Origin of the sequence: Pedobacter paludisoli, from assembly GCF_052344095.1 — a bacterium.
Classification (GTDB): domain Bacteria; phylum Bacteroidota; class Bacteroidia; order Sphingobacteriales; family Sphingobacteriaceae; genus Pedobacter.
The window spans coordinates 1,341,406-1,366,361 of sequence record NZ_CP179926.1; the positions used below are offsets into that span (position 1 = coordinate 1,341,406).

The 24,956-nt window shown below is 37.5% G+C and carries 23 protein-coding genes and 1 tRNA gene; 7 read left to right on the forward strand and 17 right to left on the reverse strand.

Annotation, left to right across the window (positions count from 1 at the left end; translation table 11 throughout):
- Positions 1-129 precede the first annotated feature (129 nt).
- A tRNA-Arg gene (locus ACJVDK_RS05305) sits at positions 130-203 on the forward strand.
- A gap of 162 nt (positions 204-365) precedes the next feature.
- Here ACJVDK_RS05305 and ACJVDK_RS05310 read toward each other — a convergent pair.
- The 8 genes from ACJVDK_RS05310 to ACJVDK_RS05345 form a co-directional block, all read right to left on the reverse strand.
- A complete protein-coding gene (locus ACJVDK_RS05310) occupies positions 366-842 on the reverse strand; it encodes a VOC family protein (protein ID WP_443939250.1) in 477 nt (158 codons plus the stop codon).
- A 102-nt stretch (positions 843-944) separates the two neighbouring features.
- The gene (locus ACJVDK_RS05315; RefSeq protein ID WP_443939251.1) at positions 945-1,562 is read right to left on the reverse strand and encodes a hypothetical protein; all 618 of its coding nucleotides are present in this window, start codon (positions 1,560-1,562) and stop codon (positions 945-947) included.
- 187 nt (positions 1,563-1,749) lie between these two features.
- Complete coding sequence (locus tag ACJVDK_RS05320) at positions 1,750-2,229, reverse strand: hypothetical protein (RefSeq protein ID WP_443939252.1); 480 nt, start codon at positions 2,227-2,229, stop codon at positions 1,750-1,752.
- Between the two features lie 54 nt (positions 2,230-2,283).
- Positions 2,284-3,297: a sodium:calcium antiporter gene (locus ACJVDK_RS05325; protein WP_443939253.1), complete on the reverse strand. Its 1,014-nt coding sequence runs from the start codon at positions 3,295-3,297 to the stop codon at positions 2,284-2,286.
- 433 nt (positions 3,298-3,730) lie between these two features.
- Entirely contained in the window at positions 3,731-4,180 is a 450-nt protein-coding gene (locus tag ACJVDK_RS05330) for a GyrI-like domain-containing protein (protein ID WP_443939254.1), read from the reverse strand.
- Between the two features lie 262 nt (positions 4,181-4,442).
- The gene (locus ACJVDK_RS05335; protein ID WP_443939255.1) at positions 4,443-5,297 is read right to left on the reverse strand and encodes a ferritin-like domain-containing protein; all 855 of its coding nucleotides are present in this window, start codon (positions 5,295-5,297) and stop codon (positions 4,443-4,445) included.
- A gap of 11 nt (positions 5,298-5,308) precedes the next feature.
- Positions 5,309-6,031, reverse strand: coding sequence for a ferritin-like domain-containing protein (locus tag ACJVDK_RS05340; protein WP_443939256.1), 723 nt, complete (start codon positions 6,029-6,031; stop codon positions 5,309-5,311).
- 203 nt (positions 6,032-6,234) lie between these two features.
- The gene (locus ACJVDK_RS05345) at positions 6,235-6,804 is read right to left on the reverse strand and encodes a fasciclin domain-containing protein (RefSeq protein WP_443939257.1); all 570 of its coding nucleotides are present in this window, start codon (positions 6,802-6,804) and stop codon (positions 6,235-6,237) included.
- A gap of 313 nt (positions 6,805-7,117) precedes the next feature.
- On the opposite strand from ACJVDK_RS05345, the gene ACJVDK_RS05350 reads away from it, so the two are divergent.
- Both ACJVDK_RS05350 and ACJVDK_RS05355 read left to right on the forward strand, forming a co-directional pair.
- The gene (locus ACJVDK_RS05350) at positions 7,118-7,669 is read left to right on the forward strand and encodes an RNA polymerase sigma factor (RefSeq protein ID WP_443939258.1); all 552 of its coding nucleotides are present in this window, start codon (positions 7,118-7,120) and stop codon (positions 7,667-7,669) included.
- Between the two features lie 2 nt (positions 7,670-7,671).
- Positions 7,672-8,490, forward strand: coding sequence for an anti-sigma factor (locus ACJVDK_RS05355; RefSeq protein WP_443939259.1), 819 nt, complete (start codon positions 7,672-7,674; stop codon positions 8,488-8,490).
- 111 nt (positions 8,491-8,601) lie between these two features.
- Here the strand turns inward: ACJVDK_RS05355 and ACJVDK_RS05360 are convergent, their stop codons facing one another.
- Complete coding sequence (locus ACJVDK_RS05360) at positions 8,602-8,868, reverse strand: hypothetical protein (protein WP_443939260.1); 267 nt, start codon at positions 8,866-8,868, stop codon at positions 8,602-8,604.
- Between the two features lie 126 nt (positions 8,869-8,994).
- Positions 8,995-9,603: an alpha-ketoglutarate-dependent dioxygenase AlkB family protein gene (locus ACJVDK_RS05365; protein ID WP_443939261.1), complete on the reverse strand. Its 609-nt coding sequence runs from the start codon at positions 9,601-9,603 to the stop codon at positions 8,995-8,997.
- A 252-nt stretch (positions 9,604-9,855) separates the two neighbouring features.
- Between ACJVDK_RS05365 and ACJVDK_RS05370 the strand changes: the two genes are divergently transcribed.
- Together ACJVDK_RS05370 and ACJVDK_RS05375 are read left to right on the forward strand one after the other, a co-directional pair.
- A complete protein-coding gene (locus tag ACJVDK_RS05370; protein ID WP_443939262.1) occupies positions 9,856-10,911 on the forward strand; it encodes an HAD family hydrolase in 1,056 nt (351 codons plus the stop codon).
- A 6-nt stretch (positions 10,912-10,917) separates the two neighbouring features.
- A complete protein-coding gene (locus ACJVDK_RS05375; RefSeq protein ID WP_443939263.1) occupies positions 10,918-11,973 on the forward strand; it encodes a formylglycine-generating enzyme family protein in 1,056 nt (351 codons plus the stop codon).
- A 77-nt stretch (positions 11,974-12,050) separates the two neighbouring features.
- Here the strand turns inward: ACJVDK_RS05375 and ACJVDK_RS05380 are convergent, their stop codons facing one another.
- The 4 genes from ACJVDK_RS05380 to ACJVDK_RS05395 form a co-directional block, all read right to left on the reverse strand.
- A complete protein-coding gene (locus ACJVDK_RS05380) occupies positions 12,051-13,412 on the reverse strand; it encodes an alpha-L-fucosidase (RefSeq protein WP_443939264.1) in 1,362 nt (453 codons plus the stop codon).
- A 60-nt stretch (positions 13,413-13,472) separates the two neighbouring features.
- Positions 13,473-13,841, reverse strand: coding sequence for a DUF2200 domain-containing protein (locus tag ACJVDK_RS05385; RefSeq protein WP_443939265.1), 369 nt, complete (start codon positions 13,839-13,841; stop codon positions 13,473-13,475).
- A 21-nt stretch (positions 13,842-13,862) separates the two neighbouring features.
- Positions 13,863-14,255, reverse strand: a complete 393-nt coding sequence (locus tag ACJVDK_RS05390; protein ID WP_443939266.1) for a DUF1801 domain-containing protein — start codon at positions 14,253-14,255, stop codon at positions 13,863-13,865.
- A gap of 89 nt (positions 14,256-14,344) precedes the next feature.
- Positions 14,345-20,566, reverse strand: coding sequence for an MG2 domain-containing protein (locus ACJVDK_RS05395; RefSeq protein WP_443939267.1), 6,222 nt, complete (start codon positions 20,564-20,566; stop codon positions 14,345-14,347).
- Between the two features lie 228 nt (positions 20,567-20,794).
- Between ACJVDK_RS05395 and ACJVDK_RS05400 the strand changes: the two genes are divergently transcribed.
- Complete coding sequence (locus ACJVDK_RS05400) at positions 20,795-21,019, forward strand: CDGSH iron-sulfur domain-containing protein (protein WP_443939268.1); 225 nt, start codon at positions 20,795-20,797, stop codon at positions 21,017-21,019.
- A 148-nt stretch (positions 21,020-21,167) separates the two neighbouring features.
- The gene (locus tag ACJVDK_RS05405; RefSeq protein WP_443939269.1) at positions 21,168-22,292 is read left to right on the forward strand and encodes a CofH family radical SAM protein; all 1,125 of its coding nucleotides are present in this window, start codon (positions 21,168-21,170) and stop codon (positions 22,290-22,292) included.
- Between the two features lie 40 nt (positions 22,293-22,332).
- Here the strand turns inward: ACJVDK_RS05405 and ACJVDK_RS05410 are convergent, their stop codons facing one another.
- From ACJVDK_RS05410 to ACJVDK_RS05420, 3 genes are all read right to left on the reverse strand, one after another.
- Positions 22,333-22,824: a hypothetical protein gene (locus ACJVDK_RS05410; protein ID WP_443939270.1), complete on the reverse strand. Its 492-nt coding sequence runs from the start codon at positions 22,822-22,824 to the stop codon at positions 22,333-22,335.
- Entirely contained in the window at positions 22,814-23,266 is a 453-nt protein-coding gene (locus tag ACJVDK_RS05415; RefSeq protein ID WP_443939271.1) for a hypothetical protein, read from the reverse strand. The genes ACJVDK_RS05410 and ACJVDK_RS05415 overlap by 11 nt, the downstream gene beginning before the upstream one ends.
- A gap of 104 nt (positions 23,267-23,370) precedes the next feature.
- Positions 23,371-24,786: an arylsulfatase gene (locus tag ACJVDK_RS05420; RefSeq protein ID WP_443939272.1), complete on the reverse strand. Its 1,416-nt coding sequence runs from the start codon at positions 24,784-24,786 to the stop codon at positions 23,371-23,373.
- Positions 24,787-24,956: the final 170 nt, after the last annotated feature.

Genomic DNA, 24,956 nt, shown 5'->3' on the forward strand with positions numbered 1-24,956 from the left:
AAATCATTTTTCTTAAAAAACATTTTATTTCTTTCATAAAGAAGCAGTTGAAGAGAGATTGTGAAATTCTTTAAAATATATTTCCGCTTATTGCTTAGAACTTCTATATTTGCAGAAATTAAAAAACGGGCCTCGGTAGCTCAGTTGGATAGAGCAACGGTTTTCTAAACCGTGGGTCAGGGGTTCGAATCCCTTCCGGGGTACAAAAAATGGTTTTCAGAACGATTCTGAAAGCCATTTTTACTTTAAATCAATATTGTTTTGTTTCGCATTTGGCGCGCAAGCATCCTTAAAAAATGTTTGCTTCTATTTAACAACCGAACTTTGAATTTATGAAATCCCGTAATATACTAAAATGATTCCCCTTAATTCTCTAAAATATCTGCCGTAGTTTTATTACTAATTTGTTCTGCTAAGCCAACAAGAAGTCCTTCTACCCCACGGATGTAACAGAGTTTATAAATGTTCTCATAGTTTACGACCTCTCCTACGATTTCAATATCTTGCTTTTTAAGTCGGGTTAACAGTTCGTCAAGGTTATCAACTCTGAACATAACCCGGAGATAACCGAGTGAATTAACGGGTGCCGTCCTATGGTCCGAAATTGTCTTAGGCATTAAAAATTTTGAAAGTTCGAGTCGGCTATGCCCATCTGGTGTCACCATCATCGCAATTTCGACTGACTGATTTCCAAGTCCGGTTACTTGTCCAGCCCATTCACCTTCAACCATTGTTCGTCCTTCCAGTATTAGCCCAATCTCTGAGAAAAATGAAATTGCTTTATCAAGGTTTTCTACAACGATACCAACGTTGTTCATTTCTATTAATCTACTTTTTGACATGTACTTTTATGATTTAAATTCTTTCTGCTCTTGGTATTGGGCATCATTTTATACCAATCGATAAGAACTGTTGTCGACATCATTAAGCTTCAGTTGATAGTTTTAAAATTGCCACCCAAAATTTAGACCGAATTTCCCGGTAAAATCTTGCTTATCTATATCAGTTGAAAAACCAAGGTTACGACCGAAGCCACCATTTAAATCAATAAGGAATCCAGAATTACTCACCCATTTCCAGCCTATACCTACCCCTATCGCTGTTTCAAAATAGGTATTGGTATTTGAACTTATAACATTTCCATTGTAGAAACTGTTGGTTGTTTCATACGTATAAAACTTTAAAAAACCTTCTCCATAAAAACCTTTCGCACCATAGTCTTCTTTCGAGAAAAAGTATTGGCGATAATAGGGCGAAAATGAAAATTTATCATAGATTTCCGATTCCTTTGTATTATTAAAACTAATATTTAAATCTGCACCAATAGCACTGTATTTATTGAGTACGTATTCATACCTTGGGTTAAAGGCAGGGTCGATAAGCGCAGCAAGTACATCGAGACTAAGACTATGTCGTTTTGCTTTAGAAAATTCGGTCATGTTTTTTTGACTTTCCGTCTCTTTAGACTCCGTCTTGTTTTGCGCTTTAGTTATAGCACTTATAGCTAATAAAGCTATCAACAATTGCTTTTTCAGAATGTTGCGTTTTAATTTAGATGTCATGTTTTTTTTAATAGGGTTTACTTCTTTAGTTGTGCTACTTTCTTTTTTGAAAGATGTATCTAAGATATTTATTTTTTAATAATCAATTAAATTAAAACGAGATAAATGGAATAAAAGCTGGGCAAAAGGAATTAGAGAAAATCTCCTTTCGCCTTACACGAAAAACAGCATAGCACTAAAACCACATTTAACCGCCATTTTGTAATAATTTAATAAGATTTTCAAGCTTTTCATGTTGAATTTCCACAACTGATTCAATTTCTGATTTTCCATTCGAAATTACAAGAACTCCATTGTTATCCTCTTCATAACCAACTGATTTTATTGAATAAGTAATTGAATCATTATCAAGCGTTTTTATTCCATCTTTAAACCAGCGATAATCTGCAAAATATTCTATTTGATTATCATTAAAATGAATGATTTCTTCGCCAAAGTTATTCCATAAACTAATGCGCAACATATAAAACCCAATCAATGAAAATACGCCTAATACTAAAACACTTATAAAATTTAGTCCATTTCCTTCAACAACATTCAGGACAATTCCGAAAAGCGGAAGCGCGAAGCATAGAAACGTCACGATGAAAAGAATAATCCGTACAAAAATTGAAGATTTTGCTACTTTAAACGTTAACAGTTTATTTTCTAATGAGAATTGATTCATATTATTATTTGGATAAGCATAATTTAAAATAACAGTAATGGCTCGCAGATTTCTTTAGTTCTGTATTGCTATCATTCCGATAACCGAAAATAGATAAACGATTAAAACAACCCACGAATCAATGCCCAATCCTTTTTTTCTTGATGGCAATTTCAACACCATTCCGATGACGTAAATTAACGTAATAATAATGGATACAGAGGTTAGATAAATATCCATATTGTGAGCTTTGGGCAATATGCTATCGTTGGTTATAAGGGTTGCCATTAGAAATAAGACGGGTAAAAATGCGTTTCCTCCAAATATATCGCTTATGATGGGTTGATATGTTTTTGCTTTAACGAATGCCAATCCGCCAGAAATTTCTGGTAACGAAGTAACCAAGGCCAAGACAGTGGCACCAAATATAATTCCGTTAATGTTATAATGTGTGGCAATTATATCGCCTGTTGTTTCTAATAAAACACCAAAAATCAATACAATTACAGATATTGAACCCAACCATAAAATTGCCGATTTTCGGGTATACGGTTTTTGAATTTCTGATGATTTCTCTGCTTTGACATCTTTCTTATCCTGTAGTTTCCTCAAAAGAACAATGCTCGTAATCCAAGAAAAAACAATTAATAATTCTGGTACGGTGCTTCTGAAAAACATGTCCGATTCGTTTAGTTGTTTTCCTAGGATCACGAAGGTTAGTATGATGATTAAAAAGAGCCCTTGAACGATACTTGCATTGTTGCTGACCAATGTGCTAAGTGGTTTTTGTTCTTTTCGTGAAGCAAAATCAAAAAGCACTAAAAGCATGGATTGAATTACAATTCCTCCTAACAAGTTTCCAACTGCCAAGTCTACATCACCTTTAATTGCACCGTTAACTGTTATGGCAATTTCGGGCAAATTAGTAACGACAGACAGAATAATTGTGCCTCCGAATGAGCTACCTAAATTGAACGCATCATCTATAAAGTTGACAACGCTTGAAAGTTTGTTACTAAAAAACCAAAGTAAAACTACGGATGCAATAAATATCCATATACTGTAATTGAAGCTGATTTCTAAATTCATACTGATTTATTAGTCACTTTTTTGAATGATTACATTCTGATAGTTATACCGTTATATCTATCTATTTCTTTACATTATTTATACTGTTTTATAACTTGCCGAAGGCGGGGTTTTCAGCACTATTTTTCTCTTCCTTATACATACTAAAATTAGTCTTGTAAGTAATGTCGGTAATCATAACATAAAAGAGTACAATCCGATATCACTGATTATAGGGGTAAATCTTTCACCTTGATAAGTAAAAACTGAACCCCTATAAAAAATATTCCAATCATTAGGGTCGTAAGTCTTATACCAATCTTTTATATATTGTCATTTTACAATTGGAATTTTATCATCGAGTTCTCCAGTGCTTCGTTCACTCGTTTATGACTGCAAAGACGATTTTTGCTTATCACATAATAGAATACAATAAGCTTCCTAATAGATTTCCCTATTTCATTGCAATATAAATTTCAACTTCCGAGCTTTCTTCTTTTTGCGATTTTTCTCCGTAAACTTCAAAGTCGTAGGTATATTTTCTGTTCAGTTCTTTGTCGTTTTTCCAGATGTTAATCCAAGTTTCCACAACTGCATCCGGCATTTTTCCTTTGGCGATAAACTTTCGAAAATTATCAGGCTGAAATTCTCTTCCTATTAATCCGTTTGGAATTTCATCCAACGTTGAGACAGGAACACCTATGATCGCTGTATACCCTCCTGTGTAGTCGGTTTCATAATCTGTATAAATTGAAAAAATTTCCTTTGAACTTTTATTGAGCACTTTTTCTACTGTGTTTTCTGTATAAAATTTTCCCCAAAGCTGCTCTAAATCTTTTTGCGCTTGGTTGTCTTTATTCGTAGTTCTTGTTGAAATTCCAATGATTTTAAATCCGTTTGTCATTTTTTGATTTTATTTACGCACTATAATTATGAATCTATTTGAATGTAGGGAATTTTAAGAATCTTTTTTAGCCTTGAAATGTTAAAGTCACAATTTTAATACCAAAAAGAGTAAACGAGTATTCGATGAAAGCAAACCCAATCAATATAAAATAACACTAATTTAGATACTTAACTTAGTCTGGAGAAATATTACCCAACAAAAATCCCTTACTATCATTTTGACAATAAGGGATATACAAAAAACTACTTAAAAAGAAAGTTTAAAGCTTGAAGCCTGTCTTTAGGAAAAGATTAGCAATTGCAGTCACTTCAGCCTTTGTTAAAAACTCATCAAAAGATTCGGCTGCTGCTGCTTTGGTTACCGCCGAGCCATTAATCCCGGTTATTTCATACGAAGCCTGCACGGTAGTATTTTCGCGAACATACACCGGATCTACCGCTGCAATACCCGTATCGTTCGAAACACCTCCAGCACCCAAGCTAATCCATGGTTTTAGGCCCGTAGCACCGTTTGCAGCCAACATCTGACGGATGTGTGAAGCATGTCGTGCCTCTACCGAATGTATCTGTAAAGCTGTGGTAAGTACTGCATTCCCCTTTAACACCGGTGCCTGGCCTTTATAAGCTCTTACACCGGTATCCTCAAAAGCAGTAGCTACTTTTAAGAAGGTTGGATAATCGGTATACACTGCACTAAAGGTTCCTCCTGCAGTAAAATCAAAATTAGCATATTCTAGTGGTGTTCTAGCCGCAGTACCCAGCGCACCTTTTAAAAGATCCACATGTGCTTTTTCATGGTCCCTGATGGTTGTAATCGCAGCTGTTGGCGCACCAGCAGGTATCAACCCAGGCGCTGCAAGTAAGGCATGATTATAAAAATGGTATTCCAGGTATTCCAAGGTCAGGGCAAAGTTTAACACCTCATTTACTGCCGAGGGGGTCGTTTGTCCATACGCTTTGTTAAATAAAGAACCAAGTGCCAATGGCATAGCCGCCAAGGACAGTTTTTTTCCGATATGAAAGAAATCCTGCATGGCTTTTCTTCTCGGGTTGATGCGTTCATAAATCTCGCCATCAACTTTTTCTATTTCATCTAAAATGCTTAAAATATTCATGATTGCTGGGTTTAAAGGTTGATGATGTTGATTTTGGTTTTGATATATTTACTAGCCACGGCCAATACTTTATCAGGCGTTAATGCCGCATCTAGTCCACCTGAGACACTGGCTCCCGAAGCGGTCAGACTTGCCAAATCGGCAAAACTTCCGTTGCTAATCTGATCGCGTACCCAAGCAGCATGCCTCGCTTCTACCGATACAATTTGTCCTGCGGCTACTAAATAGGCATCCGTTTTTAAGCGCACTCCTGCGCCATTATAGGCAGCCACACCAAGATCTTCAAAAGCTTTTGCCGTGGCGAGCACACTCGCACCATCGCTGAAATTAATAGAAGAAAAATCTACTTCTAAGCTACCAATGGCAGCTGTACCCAATACTTTTTTAAAGAACTCGCGGTGTGCTATTTCATGAAATTGTACGTCTTTAAAATAGGTTACCTGCGCTTGGCTAAAACTCGAAGGTGGTGCCGAAGCTACCTTGATATAAAATGCAGCTTCCAATTGTTCCAAAGCATAAGCATAGTTCAGTACGCCAAAATCGTCTTTGAAATCTAGGGTTGTGCCGAAGGACATGTCGGGAGTATTGTCTTTTTTACACCCTGCGGCCACTAGGGCCATTACTGCTGCGCCTGCGCCAGCATATTGTAGAAATGTCCTACGTTGCAACCTGGCTTGCAGGATGCCTGTTGGCTCAGAAGATGTAAGGACTTGGTTCTCATTTAAAGGATCCATAACATTGGTTTTAAGGGTTTGAATTAAAAAGGTTGATTACTGGCACTTACGAGAGGCCTTACATTTTTGGATTTAGAAAAGAGCATTATTTGCAAAAGTTTATTTCTGTGAGCATAGGCCGATGAAAAAATCGGAAAGAAACAGACAAAAAAAAGAAGCCCCGACTCGCGAGGCTTCCATAAAAAATCTACATCAAATAAAAACTAAGGCATTAGAACTGCATCAATTACGTGGATGACACCATTCGATTGGTTTACATCCGCAATGGTCACTTTAGCATCCTTACCTTTGGCATCTCTTACATATAAGTCTTTTCCTTTTGTCCAAAAAGTTACATTCTCTCCCTGAACGGTTTTCATTACTGCTTTTCCATTACCTTTTTTAACAGCCTCCCAGATTGCTTTTGCACTGTAGTTACCAGCCAAAACATGGTAGGTTAAAATTTTGGTTAGCATCGCTTTATTTTCAGGTTTCACTAAAGTTTCCACCGTACCCTTTGGTAGTTTATCAAAAGCGGCATTGGTTGGTGCAAGTACCGTAAACGGACCTTTCGATGAAAGGGTTTCTACTAATCCTGCGGCCTTAACTGCTGCGACTAAGGTTGTGTGGTCCTTTGAATTAACGGCGTTTTCTACAATGTTTTTACTAGGATACATCGGTGCGCCACCTACCATTACTGTTTTTTCCTTGCTTGATTGTGCGAAGGCTGCACTGCTGAATAATACAGTGATTGAAAATACGCCCATGGCGAACATACTGGTTAACTTTTTCATGATTTTAATTTTATGGTTAAATTTTCTTTTGATTTAATAGCTACACTTACGGGTAGGATTCTGCCTTTGGTTTTTCTTTTTAAATATTTTTTTAATAACAACCGCTATCTACCTAAAATATAAACAAATAGAATTCGTAAAATATACTGAGCCATCGATTGAACACATTCACCCAGCATTAGAAAAAATCATCACGTTCTGCTAAACTTTTTCAAGTATTTACTGTTTATCAGCTATCATGCGCTGAGATTTAAATCAGAATTAAATTGCAAGGCTCATTTAATTTTATATTTTTGTCTTATTGCTATCAACCTTGAAGAACCAGCCAACGTTAGCCGAACACGAAATCGTTTCCCTCCTCCTAAAAAGGGATCAGAACGGATTTAGTTATCTGTACGATAACTATGCGCCGGCTATTTATGGTATTATCAAAAGAATGGTATCCGAGAAAGAGCATGCCGATGAAGTGCTACAGGATGTTTTTGTGAAAATCTGGAAGAACATCGTTCAATTTGACCCTACAAAAGGACGTCTGTACACGTGGATGATTAATTTGGCTAGAAATACCGCCATTGATTATCTCCGCTCGAAAGGTTTTCAAAATGAACAAAAAAACCAAAGTATCCCGGAATCCGTATACAATAGCAAAGATCATGCAATCGCCCCGAATATAGACCATATCGGAATGAAAGAAGTACTGTTGCAATTGAAACACGAATGGAGGGAGTTAATCGACCTCGCCTATTTTAAGGGATATACCCAGCAAGAAATAGCCGAAAAGCTCGATATGCCTTTAGGTACAGTGAAAACAAGAACGCGCAATGCATTGATAGAACTAAAGAGTTTGTTAAAAGATTACAGTTAAAATTGGATATTAAAGAATACATATCGTCTGGCATTATCGAAGCCTATGTGATGGGACTTGCTTCTGATGAGGAAGTGCGTATCTTAGAATGTGTACAAAAACACAGTCCTGAGGTTACGCAGGCCATTTTCGATGCGCAGCAAACCCTAGAAGATTTTGCTTCCAGTCAGGCTATTGCCCCTCCGGCAGCGCTTAAAGAATCGATATGGGCCAAATTATCAGAAGAAGAAGAACCAGTAGTTTTAACTGATAAGGCAATTGTGGAGGAAGCAAAAACAACTCCACTTTATCCTTCTACAAGCATAAACAGCCAAAAATCGAACGTAAAATGGTATGCTGTTGCTGCGAGTGTGCTATTGGTAGCAAGTATTGGCTTAAATGTTTATTTCAGCAACCGTCAAAAAGAGGCTGAAACACAGTTGGCAGATTTAGCGAAACGCAACCAAAACAATGCATTAGCATATCAGAACCTAAAAAGCAAATGGGATTTAGTGCGCAACGGAACCATGAATGTGGTGCCCTTACTTGGCGTTGAAAAACATCCTGACATGAAGGCAACAGTCTATTTCGGAAAGCAATCCAATGAAGTGTATTTAGCCTTGGAAAATCTGCCAAAAGCACCAAAAGACTTACAATATCAATTGTGGGCCATAGTCGATGGAAAACCGGTGAGCCTTGGCGTATTTAATCAGGACATCGCTACGGAAGTACAAAAAATGACAGCCGTTAAATCTGCACAAGCTTTTGCCATTACCCTAGAGAAAAAGGGAGGTAGCCCTACCCCAACCATGGAAAACATGTACGTGTTAGGTAATGTGTAATGTACTTATAGCGTAGCTAAAAATGTCCGCAGCACTATGTGTATAAAATCGCCAGGTTCCTATTCAGTGATTTTCGAAAAGGTTCTTTTGAATCAGTTTTAGCATGCGTAATTACACGCTTAACCCTCTACTATTCAATTCCTTTATCACTTCTGCTTCGAGCAATTTTTTATTTTTCGTGCTTTGCACAAAAAAATAAGTAATGATGAGCGGAAAAAAAGTAAACCAACCAAAACCACTCGTGTACAGGGCATAGCCAAAAATACCAACCGTGAAACCAATTAGCCCTGCATCCATTACTTTCTCGGTTTTGATACTTTTATGTTTCGCTAATAATTGTTCGTTGCTTAGCTCGGATAAATTTTGTGATGGTGTCATTTTAGTGTTTATATAGATGATTTTATAGTCTGTATATCTTGCACTGAAATTAACGCTTATTTTTGACTTTCATACAAAAAACATTAAAACTCTTTTTGAGCACGCCATGCGACATGAATTATCTTTTTATTCTTCGATGGTTCTAAACGTAAGATTTACGCGCAATTTTTTATGCATTTTAGTGGGCGGAAGCCGATGCAACCAGAATTGCTGCGTGGTATCTTTCATCACCATCAAACTGCCATGTTCCAGAATCATTTCCACCTTTTCTTTAGATTCTTTATGTTTAAAGGCAAACTTCCGTTCCGCACCAAAACTAAGGGAAGCAATGGCTCCATTTTTCTTTAAATCTTTTTCACCATCACTGTGCCAAGCCATCCCTTCTTCCCCACTGTGATATAAATTTAATAAACACGAATTAAAAGATTCTCCTGTTTCTTTTTCAATTGCAGCTTTTAATTCCTGCAATTCTTGTGTCCAGGGTAACGCATATTTGGTCGTATTCGAATAGGTATATTCAAAAGCTTTATCTCCATACCAAGCCACTTTTCGTTTGGTAACAATTCTTTTTCCCAAGATAAATGCTTCATCATTTCGCCATTCAATGGTATCTAATAATTTATTTAAATAGAAATCCGCATCTGCGCGATTAAATACCTTCCCGTAATAATTCACGGTACCATCTTTGGGTAAATAATTTTTTGTTTTGTCTATACCCTTACCAAATAAATCCATTTTCAATAATACCAATTATAAAACCAAACCAATAATCTTAATCGCATGATGCCTATAAGCCCCTGAATTAAAAAGTATCTTAAAAGAATTAAGCACCTTATTAAAGAAGCATCAATCAATATGTTACAAAAAATGAAACGCATTATCAAAAAGATGCAACAAAGTAAAAAAACTGCCAATCATCGCCCTTTAATTAATTCTGTAACTTTAAGAGTTTAAAAAGCATACTATTCATTAATAATAAGATTAACTATGAAAAAACGATTTTCTCTTTTAATGGGTTCTGCACTTTTGGCGAGTGTAATAACTTCATGCAACAATCAAACGAAAACAACGGAAAGTACGACAACAAATACAGAAACAACCGTAGCTAAAGCTTCAGAAACCCCACTAGGTTCCTGGAACGATGGTGCTGCAAAAGATACCATCATGAATTTCATTAAAAAAACCACTACCGAAGGAAGTAAAGATTTTGTTCCAGAGGCAGACCGCATTGCTGTTTTTGACAACGATGGAACGCTTTGGAGCGAGCAGCCGATGTATTTTCAATTGGCCTTTATGCTCGACCGCGTGAAAGAAATGTCGGTAAATCATCCCGAATGGAAAACCAAAGAACCGTTTAAATCGGTAATTGAAGGTGATTTGAAAAAAGTGCTATCTGGAGGAAAACCTGCTTTAATGGCTTTGGTTGCTGCCACGCATAGTAATATTTCTGCTGAAGATTTTGAAAAATCTGTAAAAACCTGGATGAGCACAGCCACGCATCCAAAAACAGGTTTACACTACAACGAAATGATTTTTCAACCGATGTTGGATGTGCTAAGCTATTTAAGAGAAAACAAGTACAAAACCTTCATCGTTTCGGGTGGTGGTGTTGATTTTATGCGTGCTTGGGCTCCTGAAGCTTATGGAATCCCAACTGAGCAAATTATTGGAAGCTCGCTCAAGGCTACTTATAGCGTAGATAAAGATGGTAACCCTCAAATTACGAAAGTGCCTGATTTAAATTTTTACGATGATAAAGCAGAAAAACCAGTTGGGATATACCAAAATATTGGAAAAAGACCTATTATTGCTTTTGGTAATTCCGATGGTGACTATGAAATGTTGCAATGGACAACAACCGGCAAGGGATATCCACGTTTAGGTGTATATATTCATCATACCGATGATGCGCGCGAAGTGGCTTACGACCGTGAATCGCACATTGGCACTTTAGCAAAAGGCTTGGATGATGCTCCAAAATATGGTTGGTTGGTTGTTGACATGAAAAAAGATTGGAAATCTATTTATCCACAAAAAAAATAAGTTTAAATGAATTTAAAAAAGAACATCCCATTCCTATTACTTGCTGTATTCCTGTTTCAATGTAAATCGAAAGAAGCTGATTCTGCCGAAGCGAATCATAATGCACCGGAAGGAATGGTCTTAATTCCGGGTGGAACGTTCACTATGGGCGAATCAAACGACCCAAATGGAGCCAATAACATAAACGCCTATGGTGTGGAGTTAGATAGTTTCTACATGGATCAAACGGAAGTTACCAATAAGCAATTTGCACAATTTGTGAAAGAAACAAACTATGTAACCGTTGCAGAACGTCCTATTGATTGGGAAGAAATTAAAAAACAACTGCCTCCCGGAGTACCAAAGCCTGATGCTTCGAAATTACTTCCAGGCGCTTTAATTTTTGACCCGCAAAAGGATATTGCCAATTTGTACGACATTTCACAATGGTGGACTTGGAAAACCGGCGCTGACTGGAAACACCCGAACGGACCAGAAAGTTCTATTGAAGGTAAAGACGATTATCCAGTTGTTCAAATTGCGTATGATGATGCTATGGCCTATTGTAAATGGGCTGGAAAACGCTTACCTACAGAAGCTGAATGGGAATATGCCAGTCGTGGTGGAAAACCGAATCACAAATATGCCTGGGGCGATAATTTGACTCCAGAAGGGAAATATTTAGCCAATTATTTTCAAGGGATATTCCCAAAAGATAATACCAAATTAGATGGTTACGAAGGTGCCGCTCCGGCTAAAAGCTATCCCGCTAACGGTTTTGGTTTATACGATATGATTGGAAACGTTTGGGAATGGACCAATGATTGGTACCGAACCGATACGCATGTTCAAAATAAATTAGCTTCTAATTCTGGCATGTGTTACAACCCGAAAGGACCATCTAAGAGTTATGACCCAGATGAGCCCTTAGTGCCTAAACACGTGGTAAAAGGAGGTTCTTTTTTATGCAGCGATCAATATTGCAGCAACTATCGCCCCGACTCCCGTATGGCAACAGCTTACGATTCGGGACAGGAACACTTAGGTTTCAGATGTGTGAAAGATGTTCACCCAAAAAAATAAAGAACAAAAAAAGAGAGAGCAAGTTAAAATGCTCTCTCTTTTTTTGAACGACAATCACCGCCAAACCGTTATTTCTATTAATCTTTCAGCGTTACTTCAATGACTGGAATTTGAATAGTTGGTTTATGCTCGGGAACAAGAATTATCAAATCCGCTCCTGACGATGCTTCTTTTTTATCTTCCCTAATTTCTGATGCATCGTGTAAAAACTGCATGTAACTTACTTTTCCTTTATAACCTGGCAAAACCAAACGGCCGTTGCTTGGATATTGCATGAGGTGAATGTATAATTTCTTCGTATTTGGATTATAAGTTAAACGGGTGTTTTCTGGCATTTTAAAAGAGTCCGGAGCATTCTTACATCCGTAAATGGAACGACTATTTACCGACATCCAAATCCCCAAACTATCCAGCGCTCTATCTGCTCGATAATCGAAAATACCACGGGCGGTTGGTCCTACATTTAGCAACAAGTTTCCATTCTTACTTACCGAAGTAATTAATAAATTCAGCAAGTCATAATTCGATTTCCATGAATTTTCATCGCGATGGTAACCCCATGAGCCCGAAAAGGTTTGACACGTTTCGAAAGGCATGGCGTCTGTACCCATGGGCAGCTTATCGGGTTTAGATTGTTCCGGAGTAATAAAATCCTGCCCATCCACATATTCAGCTAAATCAAGTCGGTTATCAACCAAAATACCCGGTTGAAGCTTCCGAACCATTTTTAACAAATCAATGGAACCCCAATCGTCTTTTCCTTTCCCAAACTCACCTGGATAAGAAAAATCGAGCCAAAGAATATCAATTTTTCCGTAATTCTGCATCAATTCCTTTATTTGGTCGTGTAAGTACTTTTTGTATCTATTCCAATCCTTGCCCTCATTCAACTTTGCATAACCTTCGTTGGTTTGCTTAATTAAACGCTGTGGGTGCATCTTGTCAATCGTGAAATCCGGATGATGCCAATCGATTAGTGAATAATAAAATCCAACTTTTATACCCTCTGCACGAAAAGCTGCTAACCATTCCTGAACTAAATCTTTTCCATATTTGGTATTGGTCGATTTATAGTCAGTGTATTTTGAATCGAATAAACAAAAACCTTCATGGTGTTTGGTGGTTAAAACGGCGTATTTCATGCCTGCAGCTTTCGCTTTCCTGGCCCATTCACGTGGGTTGTACAAATCAGGATTGAAATTATCAAAATACGGTTGATATTGCTCGTTGGTTAGGCGTTCAGCATTTTTAACCCATTCATGACGGGCAGGCAAAGAATATAAACCCCAATGGATAAACATGCCAAAACGGTCGTTTGTCCACCAAGACATGCGGTCTATTTTTTGTTGGGTCGTTTCTGTAAAAAGGCGTTTTTCTTGCGCTTTCCCGACATACGTACAAGCTGCCATTGCGAGTACAAAACCTATTTTCTTAAACATTTAAATAAGGATATGAAGATTAAATTAAATTGTTTTTTGATTCAAAAAAGTCACAAACACTTACACTTCTTTGCGTAAAATTTTTTCCATTTTTCGCCCTTTTGCTAACTCATCGATTAATTTATCTAAATACCGCGCTTGTTTAGTTAAAGGCGTGGTAATGTCTTCAATGCGGTACCCGCAAATAACACCGGTAATTAAATGCGCATTGGGATTTAAGTTAGCTTCTTGAAAAAAGGTTTCAAAGGTTACTTTTCGGTCAATCAACTCTTGCAATTTCTTTTCATCAAAACCGGTTAGCCATTCAATTACTTGATGCAATTCAGCGATAGTTCTCCCCTTTTTCTCCACTTTCGTAACATAATGCGGATACACAGAAGAGAATGTAATTTTAGCGAATTTCGCGTCATGTTCAGGTGTGGTGGTCATGTCTTTTTTCTAAAGTATTGATTATTTTAATCTTTCCAATTGCCCTTTTCGCTTGACAATATTTTTATAATCCCATTGTATTTCGGCCGATTTTTGCAAACATCTGTCTATGAAATCTTTATCCAAGGCTGAAAAATCGGTATAAAAAATTGATGCGTCCTTAAATTTCTTACCCAAAACAACTAGTTCGGGCTCGTTAAAATCCATTCCACTCCAAAACATCAAGCGAATGCCGGCTTTTTGCTTACTATAGCCTACAATTGGGTTTCCATCTAAAAACCAAACGGGATGCGCATGCCAAATTTTAGATACAGCCTGGCTTAAACCGGCATCTATCCAATGGGCTAATTGATTACAAATCAGCTCATCTGCAGCAGACTGTTTTTGATTATAGGCACTTATTTCAGCATTCATCAGGATACATATTTGAATTCAATTTAAATTTAGCAATAAAGATTTAGAATTGTATATCCCACCTGCGGTTCCCACACATTCCTTAACACTTATTTTGTTTGAACGATAAAACTGTTACTATAAGCTGTAACCGCTGGTTGGTACATACAGCTTAATTTACTTGGACCATATCTAAAAACACCTTCATGCGCGGCAATAAGTTCGTAAGTAAGCTCCGAAATCCCCCTTGGGATGTCCTCAAAAAAGATATCCAATCCCGTATCCCGAACGGATTGATAATACCGTAGGTTTTGACCAAATTGATAACCGCTATTACTTTCAGCTGGTTCGAAAGCCGCAGCCCGTGGCTCGGAAAGATGCACAAATTTTAGGGGTTTTGAGCTTTCGATGGTTATCTTCATCCTTAATCGATCACCATTTTTGATTAGCGAATTCGGTTGCAGTAACGTCCAGTCCTTCCCTTCTACATAAACATACAGCTCCCTTTTCAATTTTACGGCTTTATTGAAGTTTTCTAAATTGGTTGTTTCTATAAAATAATACCAGGTTAAATTTCCTTGTACATCTTTCCCTTTGCCCTGCAACGTTATCGTAGCTGGTTTTTGTTCCGTTGGGATAAATTGTAACGGAACACCCTCTAAAAGTCCATCAGAAACACGTAGTTTATTATCAGCAATAGTTGCCATAACTTCATTATTTTTAGCCACAACCGTTCCTTCTACTTTTTGTAGCATATCAATGGCCGCAGCAGTAGCTTTGGTGGTTTGCCAATTTTCATTTTCCTTGGCTGTTAGCAACCATTTCACCAATCCCTTTTGGATGTCTCCATATTGACCACTTTCCTCAAAAGCTTCTGAAATGAAGGCCATATTTTCTTCAGCCGCACGGTCCATTTCCTCCTCATTCGAAATAGCCTTCCAGCGAATACCGTGTGTATCATCTTCAATGGCTAATTGACGTAAGTCTTTCAATAATGCATAGGCTTGCTGATGCAAGGGACTTTCAGAGGGAGTTAGACGCAAAGCGGAAGTACAAAACAACGCTTGGTAACCAATGCTCATTTCATTTAAACTACCGCCTGCTTTCTTTAAAACCGTTAGGATATCGGCATTCAATGCTGCTGAAATTGGATATTCCGCTGACCAATAAGACAAGGCGTAACATGAAAATAAATTATCCAAATTATTTTGAGTAGCGCTATTCAAATGCGCCACTTGGTAGGAATACAATCGATTGATGAATCCCTTTTGTTGTTCTTTCTGACTGGCTTCTACTTGATATCCCATCCGTTTAAGTTGACCAAAGCCCGCCAATACATACGAAGTAATATACGAATTGCTTTCGCCGCCATCAAACCAAGCTAAGCCTCCATTCTCTTGCTGCAATTTATACAAACGACTTAAATATTTCGTTATGTTTGCTTTTGTTTGGATGGTATCCAATAGCATATATAATTCATGTTGTTTCTTTGCTGTTGATTCATTTAGCTTCAACCAAGGCATGGTTTCCTTTGCCCATTCATCGGGCATAGCATTTGTTTCTGTTTCGGCTTGCAAATTGGATGTTTGTATATTTTTAAAAGCCTGCTGTGCCAAGGTGTCTGTTTTCATTAATTTCAAGCTCAATGCATTTGCCTTTAATTTGTTAAAAGTCTGTTCTGAACAATTGAATGAATAGTTGGCCAGCCAAGGCAATGCATATACTAAGGATGCTTGCGCTTTTTGTGGCATGGACAAAGCCGCACCATAGAGCTGCGCATCAGTCGGCAATGATGCCGATGAAATGGTTTGATTCTCAGATGAAGATAATTGAATAGGTTGATTTTGCTTGACCAGCACTTTTGCAGATAAAACGGGAATAATATGTTCTTCTGCGTCGGCAATGCTTCCTGTTCTGGCTGTAATAACTATTTTCAAAGGATTTAATTGTCCCTGAGGAACCCTTAAATTAAAGAAAACAGCGCCTGAACTTTTCTTCTGAATGCTAAATTCTTGTCGATTATTTTCAAGCAACAATGCGGTAATATCCGCTCCGGTAACGCCATCTTCAATTTTACAACTGGCATTCCCTTTTACCAACACGGTATCCAAATTAGAAATCCGACTTTGCAACTTTATTTGATCCCCCTGATACAATAATCTAGGCATATTTGGTTGCACCATCAAGTTTAACTGCGTTTGTATTTTACGCTCTAACAAGGCGAACTTTGCCGATTTGCTGTGTGCAAACATCATCCAATTCCATTCAGTTGCACTTTCAGGTATGGTAAAAGTAAAACGAAAATAGCCTCGTCTATCAGCTTGTATTTGCGGATAAAAGAAGGCTGTTTCATTAAAATTCTCCCGTATTTTAACAACGGGGTCTTGCATTCCTGGCAGTACGATGGGGCCATTGGTACTAATGAGTAATACACCACTTGCTGCCCGCGAACCATAAAGCGCAGACGCATCTGCTCCCTTTAAAACCATTACTTGACTTATTGCACTAGCATCAAGACTAGAAAGCCCACCCGTATAAATTTCTCCATTTAAAATAATAAGCGGTTGAGCGTAATCTTGTAAGCTATTGTTCCCACGGATAGAAATACTCGCAACAGCACCCGTGAGCGTACTCCGAAGGTTGATGCCATACCCTAACACAACATCTTGCAAACCGGAAGCATCATCTAAAGCAATTCCTTCACCCAAAGTACTTTCATACCTATCCTCATCAGATGAAAACGATCTCGCAACAAAGAATCTATTTCCTAAATTATTTGTACGCGTTAAATTGTTCAACCAATTGGCATACAAATATGGAACCGGTACAGCAGTATTGGGCAAATTCCACTTGTGTGGTTCCAATTTATCTAAACTTGCATCGTACATGCTTGTCATTAATTCTGCTGCAATATTCGTATTCTTTGTTTTTACCGACAACTCGAAAGTTGCTGAAGCACCTGGCGCTAATATCTTCCTGTACTTTTCAACAATAATCTCCAGTTCATCTTTTGGTGGAACAAGAATGTAGATCGTTTTCTGAGTCGTAAACAATTCATTATTCTGAATAAAAGTTCGATAAATCACGAGTCTTTCCACTCCATAGGCCGGAACGGTATAATTCCATTCATTATAACCAGCCTTTTCAAACTTCACCTGATAGTCGTTCACTACCTTGGTAACACCATTATTATCGACATATAAAATCTGATAAATTACATTTTTATCTGTTTTAGAAGATGTAATCCATTTTACCGTTTCTCCCTTTTGTAAAGCAGTAACAGGCAAATAATCAATATCTTCTTCAGGTAATTCTTTTGACTGCGAGTCAAACACATTGAATAAAGATGCAGTTCTTCCTATGGTTTTATCATGCTCTGTCACCGTAGCAACTAATTCGTATACACCGGTACTTAACACTGATTTTGGCAGGTTAAATAATCCACCATTAGCCGTGTTTACCAGCGTATCAAAAATCAGTTTTTTTGTTTCTTTTAAAGTCGCTAACACTGCTTTTTCCGGAAACCAGCGGTTCCAGTCTTGCTTGGAATAAAACCATTGATCTACTTCATGTCTACTTTCTTCCGTTCCGTTATAATAATTCACCCGATAAAGTTTCATCTGTACTTTCGTATCAATTTTGCCTTGTAAAACGGTTGATGTATGAATCTTCAATGCGGGAATTTTTTGTTTATCGTACACTTTAGCAAGGTCATAATTGATTTGAATTGGTCTACTTGAAACATTTACTTGATCACTTAAACGAACACTTTCACCGCTATCATCCATCGCCACAGCCTCTATTGAATAGTAAAAACCCCATGAGAGCGAATCGGACAAGACATAGGTTTTTAAAACATCATCTTTTATGGTTAAAGTTGCTTCGCCACTATCATTGGTATATACCGTTTGAGTAGGTATATTGACAGATAAGTAGTTTCTTGGAAAACCTTTTTCATCTGGAAGCGATCCGCTCCGTTTGATTTCTACAATGAGCTTTCGATTTGCTAAATTTACTCCACTGAATGAACGAAACCTAAATTTTAGGTCAAAGTCTTGCCCAGGAAAAAGTGTCTTTTTGGGCTTCTCTAAACTTAAATCAATGCTTGGCCGTTTGTATTCTTCTAGGCGAAATGTTCCATTGTTTGCATAACTAGTCTCAACCTCGCCCTCTATCCTCCATTCGCCTGTTGCGGCCGTTTTAGGAAGGAGAAACGTTCCGGAAAAACTTCCAAATTCATTAATTTTAATATCAATCGAATCGACCATTTTATTGAATGGATTCAGCAAAGAAAGTACGTCATTCCCAGCCTTTAACCATTTTTTCAAACGATTATTAAAAATGATATTTCCCACGTTATGCTTTGTAAACAACATCGTTTCGCCCGTCTGTCCATTTTTAGTTAAGAAGATGACTTTGAACTGCACTTTTTGTCCAGGACGATAAATACTCCGATCTGTAAAAATTTCCATCTTCAGCTGATCTTCATAATATTCCATTTTATCGCCATCGTATTCTTCTTTATCGTAATAATCGTCGCTTAAGCTATAATCTTGGCTAGTATGAATTCGATATCCCAAGCTATCTTGATTCAGACAAATGAGGAGGCTATCAATGGCCCCTTTGTTTTTTAGTATTTGACCATTTTTGTTTACTGAAAATGATTTGTATTGAACTTTATTCAAGAGAAAAGAGCCTGCGCTATCTAATTTTGGTTCCTTTACAAATAATACCTCTCGGTTATTTTGGAAGGCCTTAATCTTTGCGCCTGAAATTGGGAATCCGCTTTTACGATCAAGGATAAAAATTCGCTCATCAGCATTAATTGCTGCTAGTTGCGTAATCTGCAAAGGCGCAGAAAAAACATCGGCATTCTCTGCTGAAAGTGGTTTGTAGCTAAATTGTAAAAGATAATGACCAATTGGCAAAGCCGATAACTTTAAATAGGTAGCATGTTTATTGCCATCAGCCGGTAAGGGCAAATTAAAGGCACCTTCTTTAACAATTGGCACATACCACAACTTTTCCTTAGTTATCGAGTGCTCATTCATATGCGTTTGAATAATGCGATAATATAACGTATCCGCATTGCGGTAAAATACCTTAAAGGGAATTTCGCGTTCAGGTATAAACTTTTCTTCCAATTCAAGCCGGACCACCTTATTTTCAATATCATTCTTTATTATGGCGAGGATTTTATCAAAAACCGGATATTTCTGAAAAAGCGCCTTTTCTTGTTCGTAAAGTTGCAAGACTTTAACGGGGTAATATTGGTATTTTGGCTCAACAGATGTTAATACTTTATAACTAGCATAATCGTTCACATTGAAATATTGATTTCCCAATTGACTCCATTTTAAGCAAAGCTGATAAATTGCGTGAGCCTTTAATTCAGGATAATTCGTTTGGCGGCATCGTTCTAAATAAGTGGCATACTTGTTTTCTAGCGTGGTATCCTGATTCAAATGTACATAGAGGTATTTTCGACATAACGATTCAATGAATAAAGATTTCCCGGTATTCGATTTATTGGCTAAAAACCATTTACGATAAGTCAACAGCACTTGATTAATTTCCTTACCATTGTGTGCTAAACTATCCAAGTTGTCTTGAAATACTTTAGAAGGCGCAACAATCCACGCATTTATCTCCTGCGGAAATCGATGAGTAAGCCGCTGTCCATTGGTAAAAACATCAGAAATGGCCATCAAGTTCAGTCTTTCTGATAAAACAATATCTTTAAACGTAGGAGAAAACAAAAACACATCCGAATTAGATGACAACCAAACTAAATCATTCCCATTAAAATTAATGTCTTTCGCGGCGAAAGCCGAATCCAAATCTGCAAGCGCTAAGGTTCGCCGGTCAGTTTTATTTAAGGTTGCATAATCAACCATTTTAACTGCTGTACTATTTGTAGCCGCATTAAATTTACGATACTGCATATCGAACTTAACCAAACGTTGCGCTCGCAACAAATAGGCAATGGCTTTAAAACCTGAAGAACTTGTTCTACTTTGTATCAAGGTGTCTAAAAAAGCACTGTTACGAAAGTATAGACTATCTTCTGTCCGTAAATCAGCAATTTTAATTAAATTAGCATAGCATCGTGCTTGAAATGCGTCATCCTTTTCTTTCCTTGCTGCATCCTTTAATTGAATCAAACGATTCTGGTTTTCCAAAAGCAATTTCTTATCCTTTATACTAACTTCAATAGATGTTATTTCATCATATTTAGGAAAACTTAAGTTTTGAGCAAATGCATTTTCTTGTAGTGCAATAAACGTAATTAAAAGGAAAGCAGCGTAAAGCCAAGGAAGAGAACGTCTCATAATGTCGATTTAGAAAATCAAATTTAATAGGTTTATGAAATAGATGATGAAATTATTCATATTCCATAAGCAATATAGTGCTATACGAATCATTTTTTACGAACATACTCCACAAAGGCTTGCATTTCCGGCTCACAACCTTAATTTAAAAGGAATGTTTCTAAACTAGCATTCCATGGGGTAACATCCAATCATTCGCTTTAAATTTGCAAAAAACAACACATAAAAATGGCAACTACAAAACTTACAATTAACAGTAACGGTTCATTAAAAATAGAGGGTGATTTTGAAATCGTGGATAAAAACGGAGAGGTTTATGGTTTAGAAGGAAGAACTGCATTGGGTTTATGCCGTTGTGGTCTTTCACAAAACAAACCGTTTTGCGATGGTGCACATAGAGGAAATTTCGAGCATGAGGCACAAGCTTTCAACCTTCCTCCTAAAAAAGTTTAATCACAAAGAAAATTTTAAAAGCTGCAGCAATTCTGTGGCTTTTTTCATTTGAAAAGCAGTTGAGATTCCAATTTCTGTTGAAATGTCAAAAATTTTATAATCCGCTTATTCTTATTATTCCTGTTCTCATTTTATCTATCTTTGTTATATGAATACAGCCGATTTATTACAACGGGCACTACATTTTGATTTTTTAAGCCTTGAAGAAGGCGTACACTTATATCACCACGCCGACACAGCATCTTTAATGTTCGTGGCGAATGAGCTTCGGAAAATTCAAGTTCCAAGCGGCAAAGTTACCTGGCAAATTGACCGTAACGTAAACACCACCAATGTGTGTATTGCCAATTGTAAATTCTGCAATTTTTTCCGCAGACCAGGGCATGATGAAAGCTATATCACCGATATTGAAACCTATAAAGTAAAAATTGAAGAAACTTTCCGCTTAGGCGGTGATCAATTATTGTTACAGGGTGGGCATCACCCCGATTTAGGTTTGGCTTTCTATGCTGACCTTTTCAAAAAACTGAAAGAATTATATCCTGATTTAAAACTACACGCTTTAGGCCCCCCGGAGATTGCGCACGTAGCGAAATTAGAAGGCATTAGCCATACCGAAGTTTTAAGAACATTAAAAGAAGCTGGCTTGGATTCACTACCCGGCGCTGGTGCTGAAATCCTGAACGACCGCGTACGTCGTTTAATTTCTAAAGGAAAATGTGGTGGACAAGAATGGTTAGACGTGATGCGTGCCGCACATCAGCTCGACATTACCACCTCTGCAACCATGATGTTTGGACACATTGAAACCATTGAAGAACGTTTTGAACACTTGGTTTGGATCAGACAAGTTCAAAGTGAAAAACCAGCGGATGCAAATGGATTTTTAGCCTTCATCCCTTGGCCATTTCAAGATGATGGCACTTTATTGAAAAGATTAAGAGGCATTAGCAATAATGTGACGGCAGATGAATACATCCGAATGATTGCCCTCAGCAGAATTATGTTACCAAATGTAAAAAACATTCAGGCTAGTTGGTTAACCGTAGGAAAAACTACTGCTCAACTATGCTTGCATGCCGGAGCAAACGATTTTGGTTCGATTATGATTGAAGAAAATGTGGTATCAGCTGCAGGAGCACCCCATCGTTTTACAGCAAGCGGCATTCAGAAATCCATTCGAGATGCTGGTTTTGAACCTCAGTTGCGTGGCCAAAAATACAATTACCGCGATTTACCAGAACATTTAGAAGAGCAAGTAATTACCTATTAAACAATAAAGCTTCATGAAAAATCATGAAGCTTTATTTATTTTACGGAGTTCGGTGAATGCTCTGTTTAAGCTCTTGAACCTCCAGTCGGGCTTGCCTATTCTCTAAATAGAAGTAAATGGCAAAACCTAAGAAAATTTTACCCAAAATAAAAACAGCAATAAAAGCCCAGCGCCACAATTTATGTACACGCATATGGTTCGAGCTCGAATCCACATCTATGTAGTTGGGTGTGTCCTGTTGTTTATTAGACCGATTTTCTACCGCTTCCTCAATCAGTAAAGCTTGAGGGGGTCTGCGTGTTAATTCATGAATACTATCTTCTATTAAATCCCATGTTCCCGGAGGCGGATTGATGGCATTTAGCTGTGCCAAACGTTCTAAATCTTCCTCCAATTCAGTTAAAGCAAACTGAATTTCAGGATGCTCTTTTTTGAGAGACAACAATGTGTTAATCTCTTGTTCAGATGCCTCCCCTAAGATATAGGTCTCGAGGATACCGCTTCCAATATACTCCTTAATCTTATCCTGCATTTCTCATCGTAATAAAGGTCTCACGCATCATTTTTTTTACTTCGTCGGGATGGGTGCTTTGAGCGTCTGATAATTCTGTTATGGCCATTTCTCCATTGTACACCGAATGAAAAACTGCTCTATGTCCAGAACTTAAGTCCTGCAATCCCTGAACAGGAATAGCAGTTCCAGCTGCCTCATTTCCAATTCCCTTAACTAAAACCATCGATAAATAACTTTTGGCAAGCTTATACAAGGCACACCATACTTGTGCCGATGTTAATTTTGCATCAAAGAAATCAGTCGAAATTTCAGAGAAAAATTGAATTAAATATTCTTGAGCTAAGTTGCGCTCTTTTACCACGCCGAACATGTAACCCATCACCATGCCGCCGTATTGGTCATATAGATGCTTCAAAACATCTATCCGTTCCTTTTGGATTTTATTTGCGTCTTCAAGCATGAAATTTTAACAATAGGTTTTATTCTTATTTGGTTTAAAACAATTTTTAAAATTGTAAATTTATTTTGAATTAATCAGTAAAACTGAAAAATAAATCCAATCGATTAATTTGCCAATGCCGACCAATCAAACAATTTATTCTCTGCTGGCGTTTTTGCTTGATGCATCAAGGCAATAAGTTCTTTAAATTTCTTACCTTCTTTTGAAGCTAAATTTGTTCGCTCAGCACGATCGTTGGTCAAATTATACAATTCATATACTTCGGGTTTATCCGCAGATTTAAATCGAATTAATTTCCAATCTCCTTGTGTAATAGCTTCTTTAAAATTCCCTTCATTAAATTGCCAGTACAAGTAAGGATGTTCCTTAGGTGCTTTTCCTCCTTTTAAACTTGCTGCAAAAGATAAACCATCAATCGTTTCAGGGCCCTTTATATTGGCCAAAGCGCAGAAAGTAGGCATTAAATCCCAAAAGGCCCAGGCCGTACCGTTCACTTGCCCTGCTGGAATGTTTCCGGGTGCACGTACCACCATCGGCACGCGAATTCCTCCTTCATATAAATCGCGTTTTATACCTCTAAAAGCTCCTGAACTGTTAAAATATTCGGGATCAGCACCGCCTTCTTGATGCGGACCATTATCACTCGTAAAGAAGATATAGGTATCCTTATCTAAACCCAATTGTTTCACCAAGGCCAATATCGCACCCACATTATCGTCTAACTTCGATACCATTCCGGCGAACGCGGCATGTGGCTGCTCTTGGTAATCGTAGTTTCCGCGCTTCTGAAAAGCTTTTTCAGGTGGAAATTTACTAGATCCATCTTCGTTTTGAAAACGTTTCATATATACCTCCGGAACCTTCAATTCCGCATGCGGTAATGTTAAAGGCAAATACAGAAAGAAAGGATTATCCTTGTTTTGACTGATAAATTGCTTGGCCTTATCCATAATTAAATCATCAGTAAAAGCCGTGGAATCAATCGTCACCTTAACGGTTTTGTTCTGAACAATTTCGTATAAATAAGGTGTATGATACTTATGTGCATGACTTTGATCCAAATAGCCATAAAAACGATCAAAACCTTTCAAATTTGGCGCCCCCTGACTATCCTGATCACCTAAACCCCATTTACCAAACATGCCTGTCTTATACCCGTTTTGTTGCATCACTTGTGCCACGCTAAAATCTTGTGCACGTAGTGCCGCTAAACCATCTTTTGCTTTTGCATTGCCTCGAATAAAAGAGTGCCCGGTTGATAATCCTGTAATTAAAGAACACCTTGAAGGAGCACAAACCGTTGAACCCGCATAAAAACGAGTAAATTTTATTCCTTCATTACCTAATTGATCAATATTGGGTGTCGGAATTTTAGACCTAGGATTAAAACTTTGAACATTGCCATAGCCCAAATCATCTGCCAAAATGAAGATAATATTCGGCTTCTTTTTCGTTTGTGCCTGTACAGCAGAAGTTCCGCAAAAAAAAGCAATTGCTAAATACTTGGTTAGTGTTTTCATACACTTCGAATGTACATATTTATTTGTTAGACTAACCTAAAAATGCCAGTCAAAAAAACTTTTTTTAAACGCTAATTAGTACTGCTTTTACTCAACAAATATAGTTTTTCAACACCTTACAACTGCCTCAAACAGCAGGTTTTATGCGTTAAATGCTAACTAACGCAAAA

Bases quoted from the DNA above. Each gene is read 5' to 3' on its own strand.
- ACJVDK_RS05310 (WP_443939250.1), bottom strand. From the start codon at position 842: ATGTCAAAAAGTAGATTAATAGAAATGAACAACGTTGGTATCGTTGTA.
- ACJVDK_RS05315 (WP_443939251.1), bottom strand. From the start codon at position 1,562: ATGACATCTAAATTAAAACGCAACATTCTGAAAAAGCAATTGTTGATA.
- ACJVDK_RS05320 (WP_443939252.1), bottom strand. From the start codon at position 2,229: ATGAATCAATTCTCATTAGAAAATAAACTGTTAACGTTTAAAGTAGCA.
- ACJVDK_RS05325 (WP_443939253.1), bottom strand. From the start codon at position 3,297: ATGAATTTAGAAATCAGCTTCAATTACAGTATATGGATATTTATTGCA.
- ACJVDK_RS05330 (WP_443939254.1), bottom strand. From the start codon at position 4,180: ATGACAAACGGATTTAAAATCATTGGAATTTCAACAAGAACTACGAAT.
- ACJVDK_RS05335 (WP_443939255.1), bottom strand. From the start codon at position 5,297: ATGAATATTTTAAGCATTTTAGATGAAATAGAAAAAGTTGATGGCGAG.
- ACJVDK_RS05340 (WP_443939256.1), bottom strand. From the start codon at position 6,031: ATGGATCCTTTAAATGAGAACCAAGTCCTTACATCTTCTGAGCCAACA.
- ACJVDK_RS05345 (WP_443939257.1), bottom strand. From the start codon at position 6,804: ATGAAAAAGTTAACCAGTATGTTCGCCATGGGCGTATTTTCAATCACT.
- ACJVDK_RS05360 (WP_443939260.1), bottom strand. From the start codon at position 8,868: ATGACACCATCACAAAATTTATCCGAGCTAAGCAACGAACAATTATTA.
- ACJVDK_RS05365 (WP_443939261.1), bottom strand. From the start codon at position 9,603: ATGGATTTATTTGGTAAGGGTATAGACAAAACAAAAAATTATTTACCC.
- ACJVDK_RS05370 (WP_443939262.1), top strand. From the start codon at position 9,856: ATGAAAAAACGATTTTCTCTTTTAATGGGTTCTGCACTTTTGGCGAGT.
- ACJVDK_RS05375 (WP_443939263.1), top strand. From the start codon at position 10,918: ATGAATTTAAAAAAGAACATCCCATTCCTATTACTTGCTGTATTCCTG.
- ACJVDK_RS05380 (WP_443939264.1), bottom strand. From the start codon at position 13,412: ATGTTTAAGAAAATAGGTTTTGTACTCGCAATGGCAGCTTGTACGTAT.
- ACJVDK_RS05385 (WP_443939265.1), bottom strand. From the start codon at position 13,841: ATGACCACCACACCTGAACATGACGCGAAATTCGCTAAAATTACATTC.
- ACJVDK_RS05390 (WP_443939266.1), bottom strand. From the start codon at position 14,255: ATGAATGCTGAAATAAGTGCCTATAATCAAAAACAGTCTGCTGCAGAT.
- ACJVDK_RS05395 (WP_443939267.1), bottom strand. From the start codon at position 20,566: ATGAGACGTTCTCTTCCTTGGCTTTACGCTGCTTTCCTTTTAATTACG.
- ACJVDK_RS05400 (WP_443939268.1), top strand. From the start codon at position 20,795: ATGGCAACTACAAAACTTACAATTAACAGTAACGGTTCATTAAAAATA.
- ACJVDK_RS05405 (WP_443939269.1), top strand. From the start codon at position 21,168: ATGAATACAGCCGATTTATTACAACGGGCACTACATTTTGATTTTTTA.
- ACJVDK_RS05410 (WP_443939270.1), bottom strand. From the start codon at position 22,824: ATGCAGGATAAGATTAAGGAGTATATTGGAAGCGGTATCCTCGAGACC.
- ACJVDK_RS05415 (WP_443939271.1), bottom strand. From the start codon at position 23,266: ATGCTTGAAGACGCAAATAAAATCCAAAAGGAACGGATAGATGTTTTG.
- ACJVDK_RS05420 (WP_443939272.1), bottom strand. From the start codon at position 24,786: ATGAAAACACTAACCAAGTATTTAGCAATTGCTTTTTTTTGCGGAACT.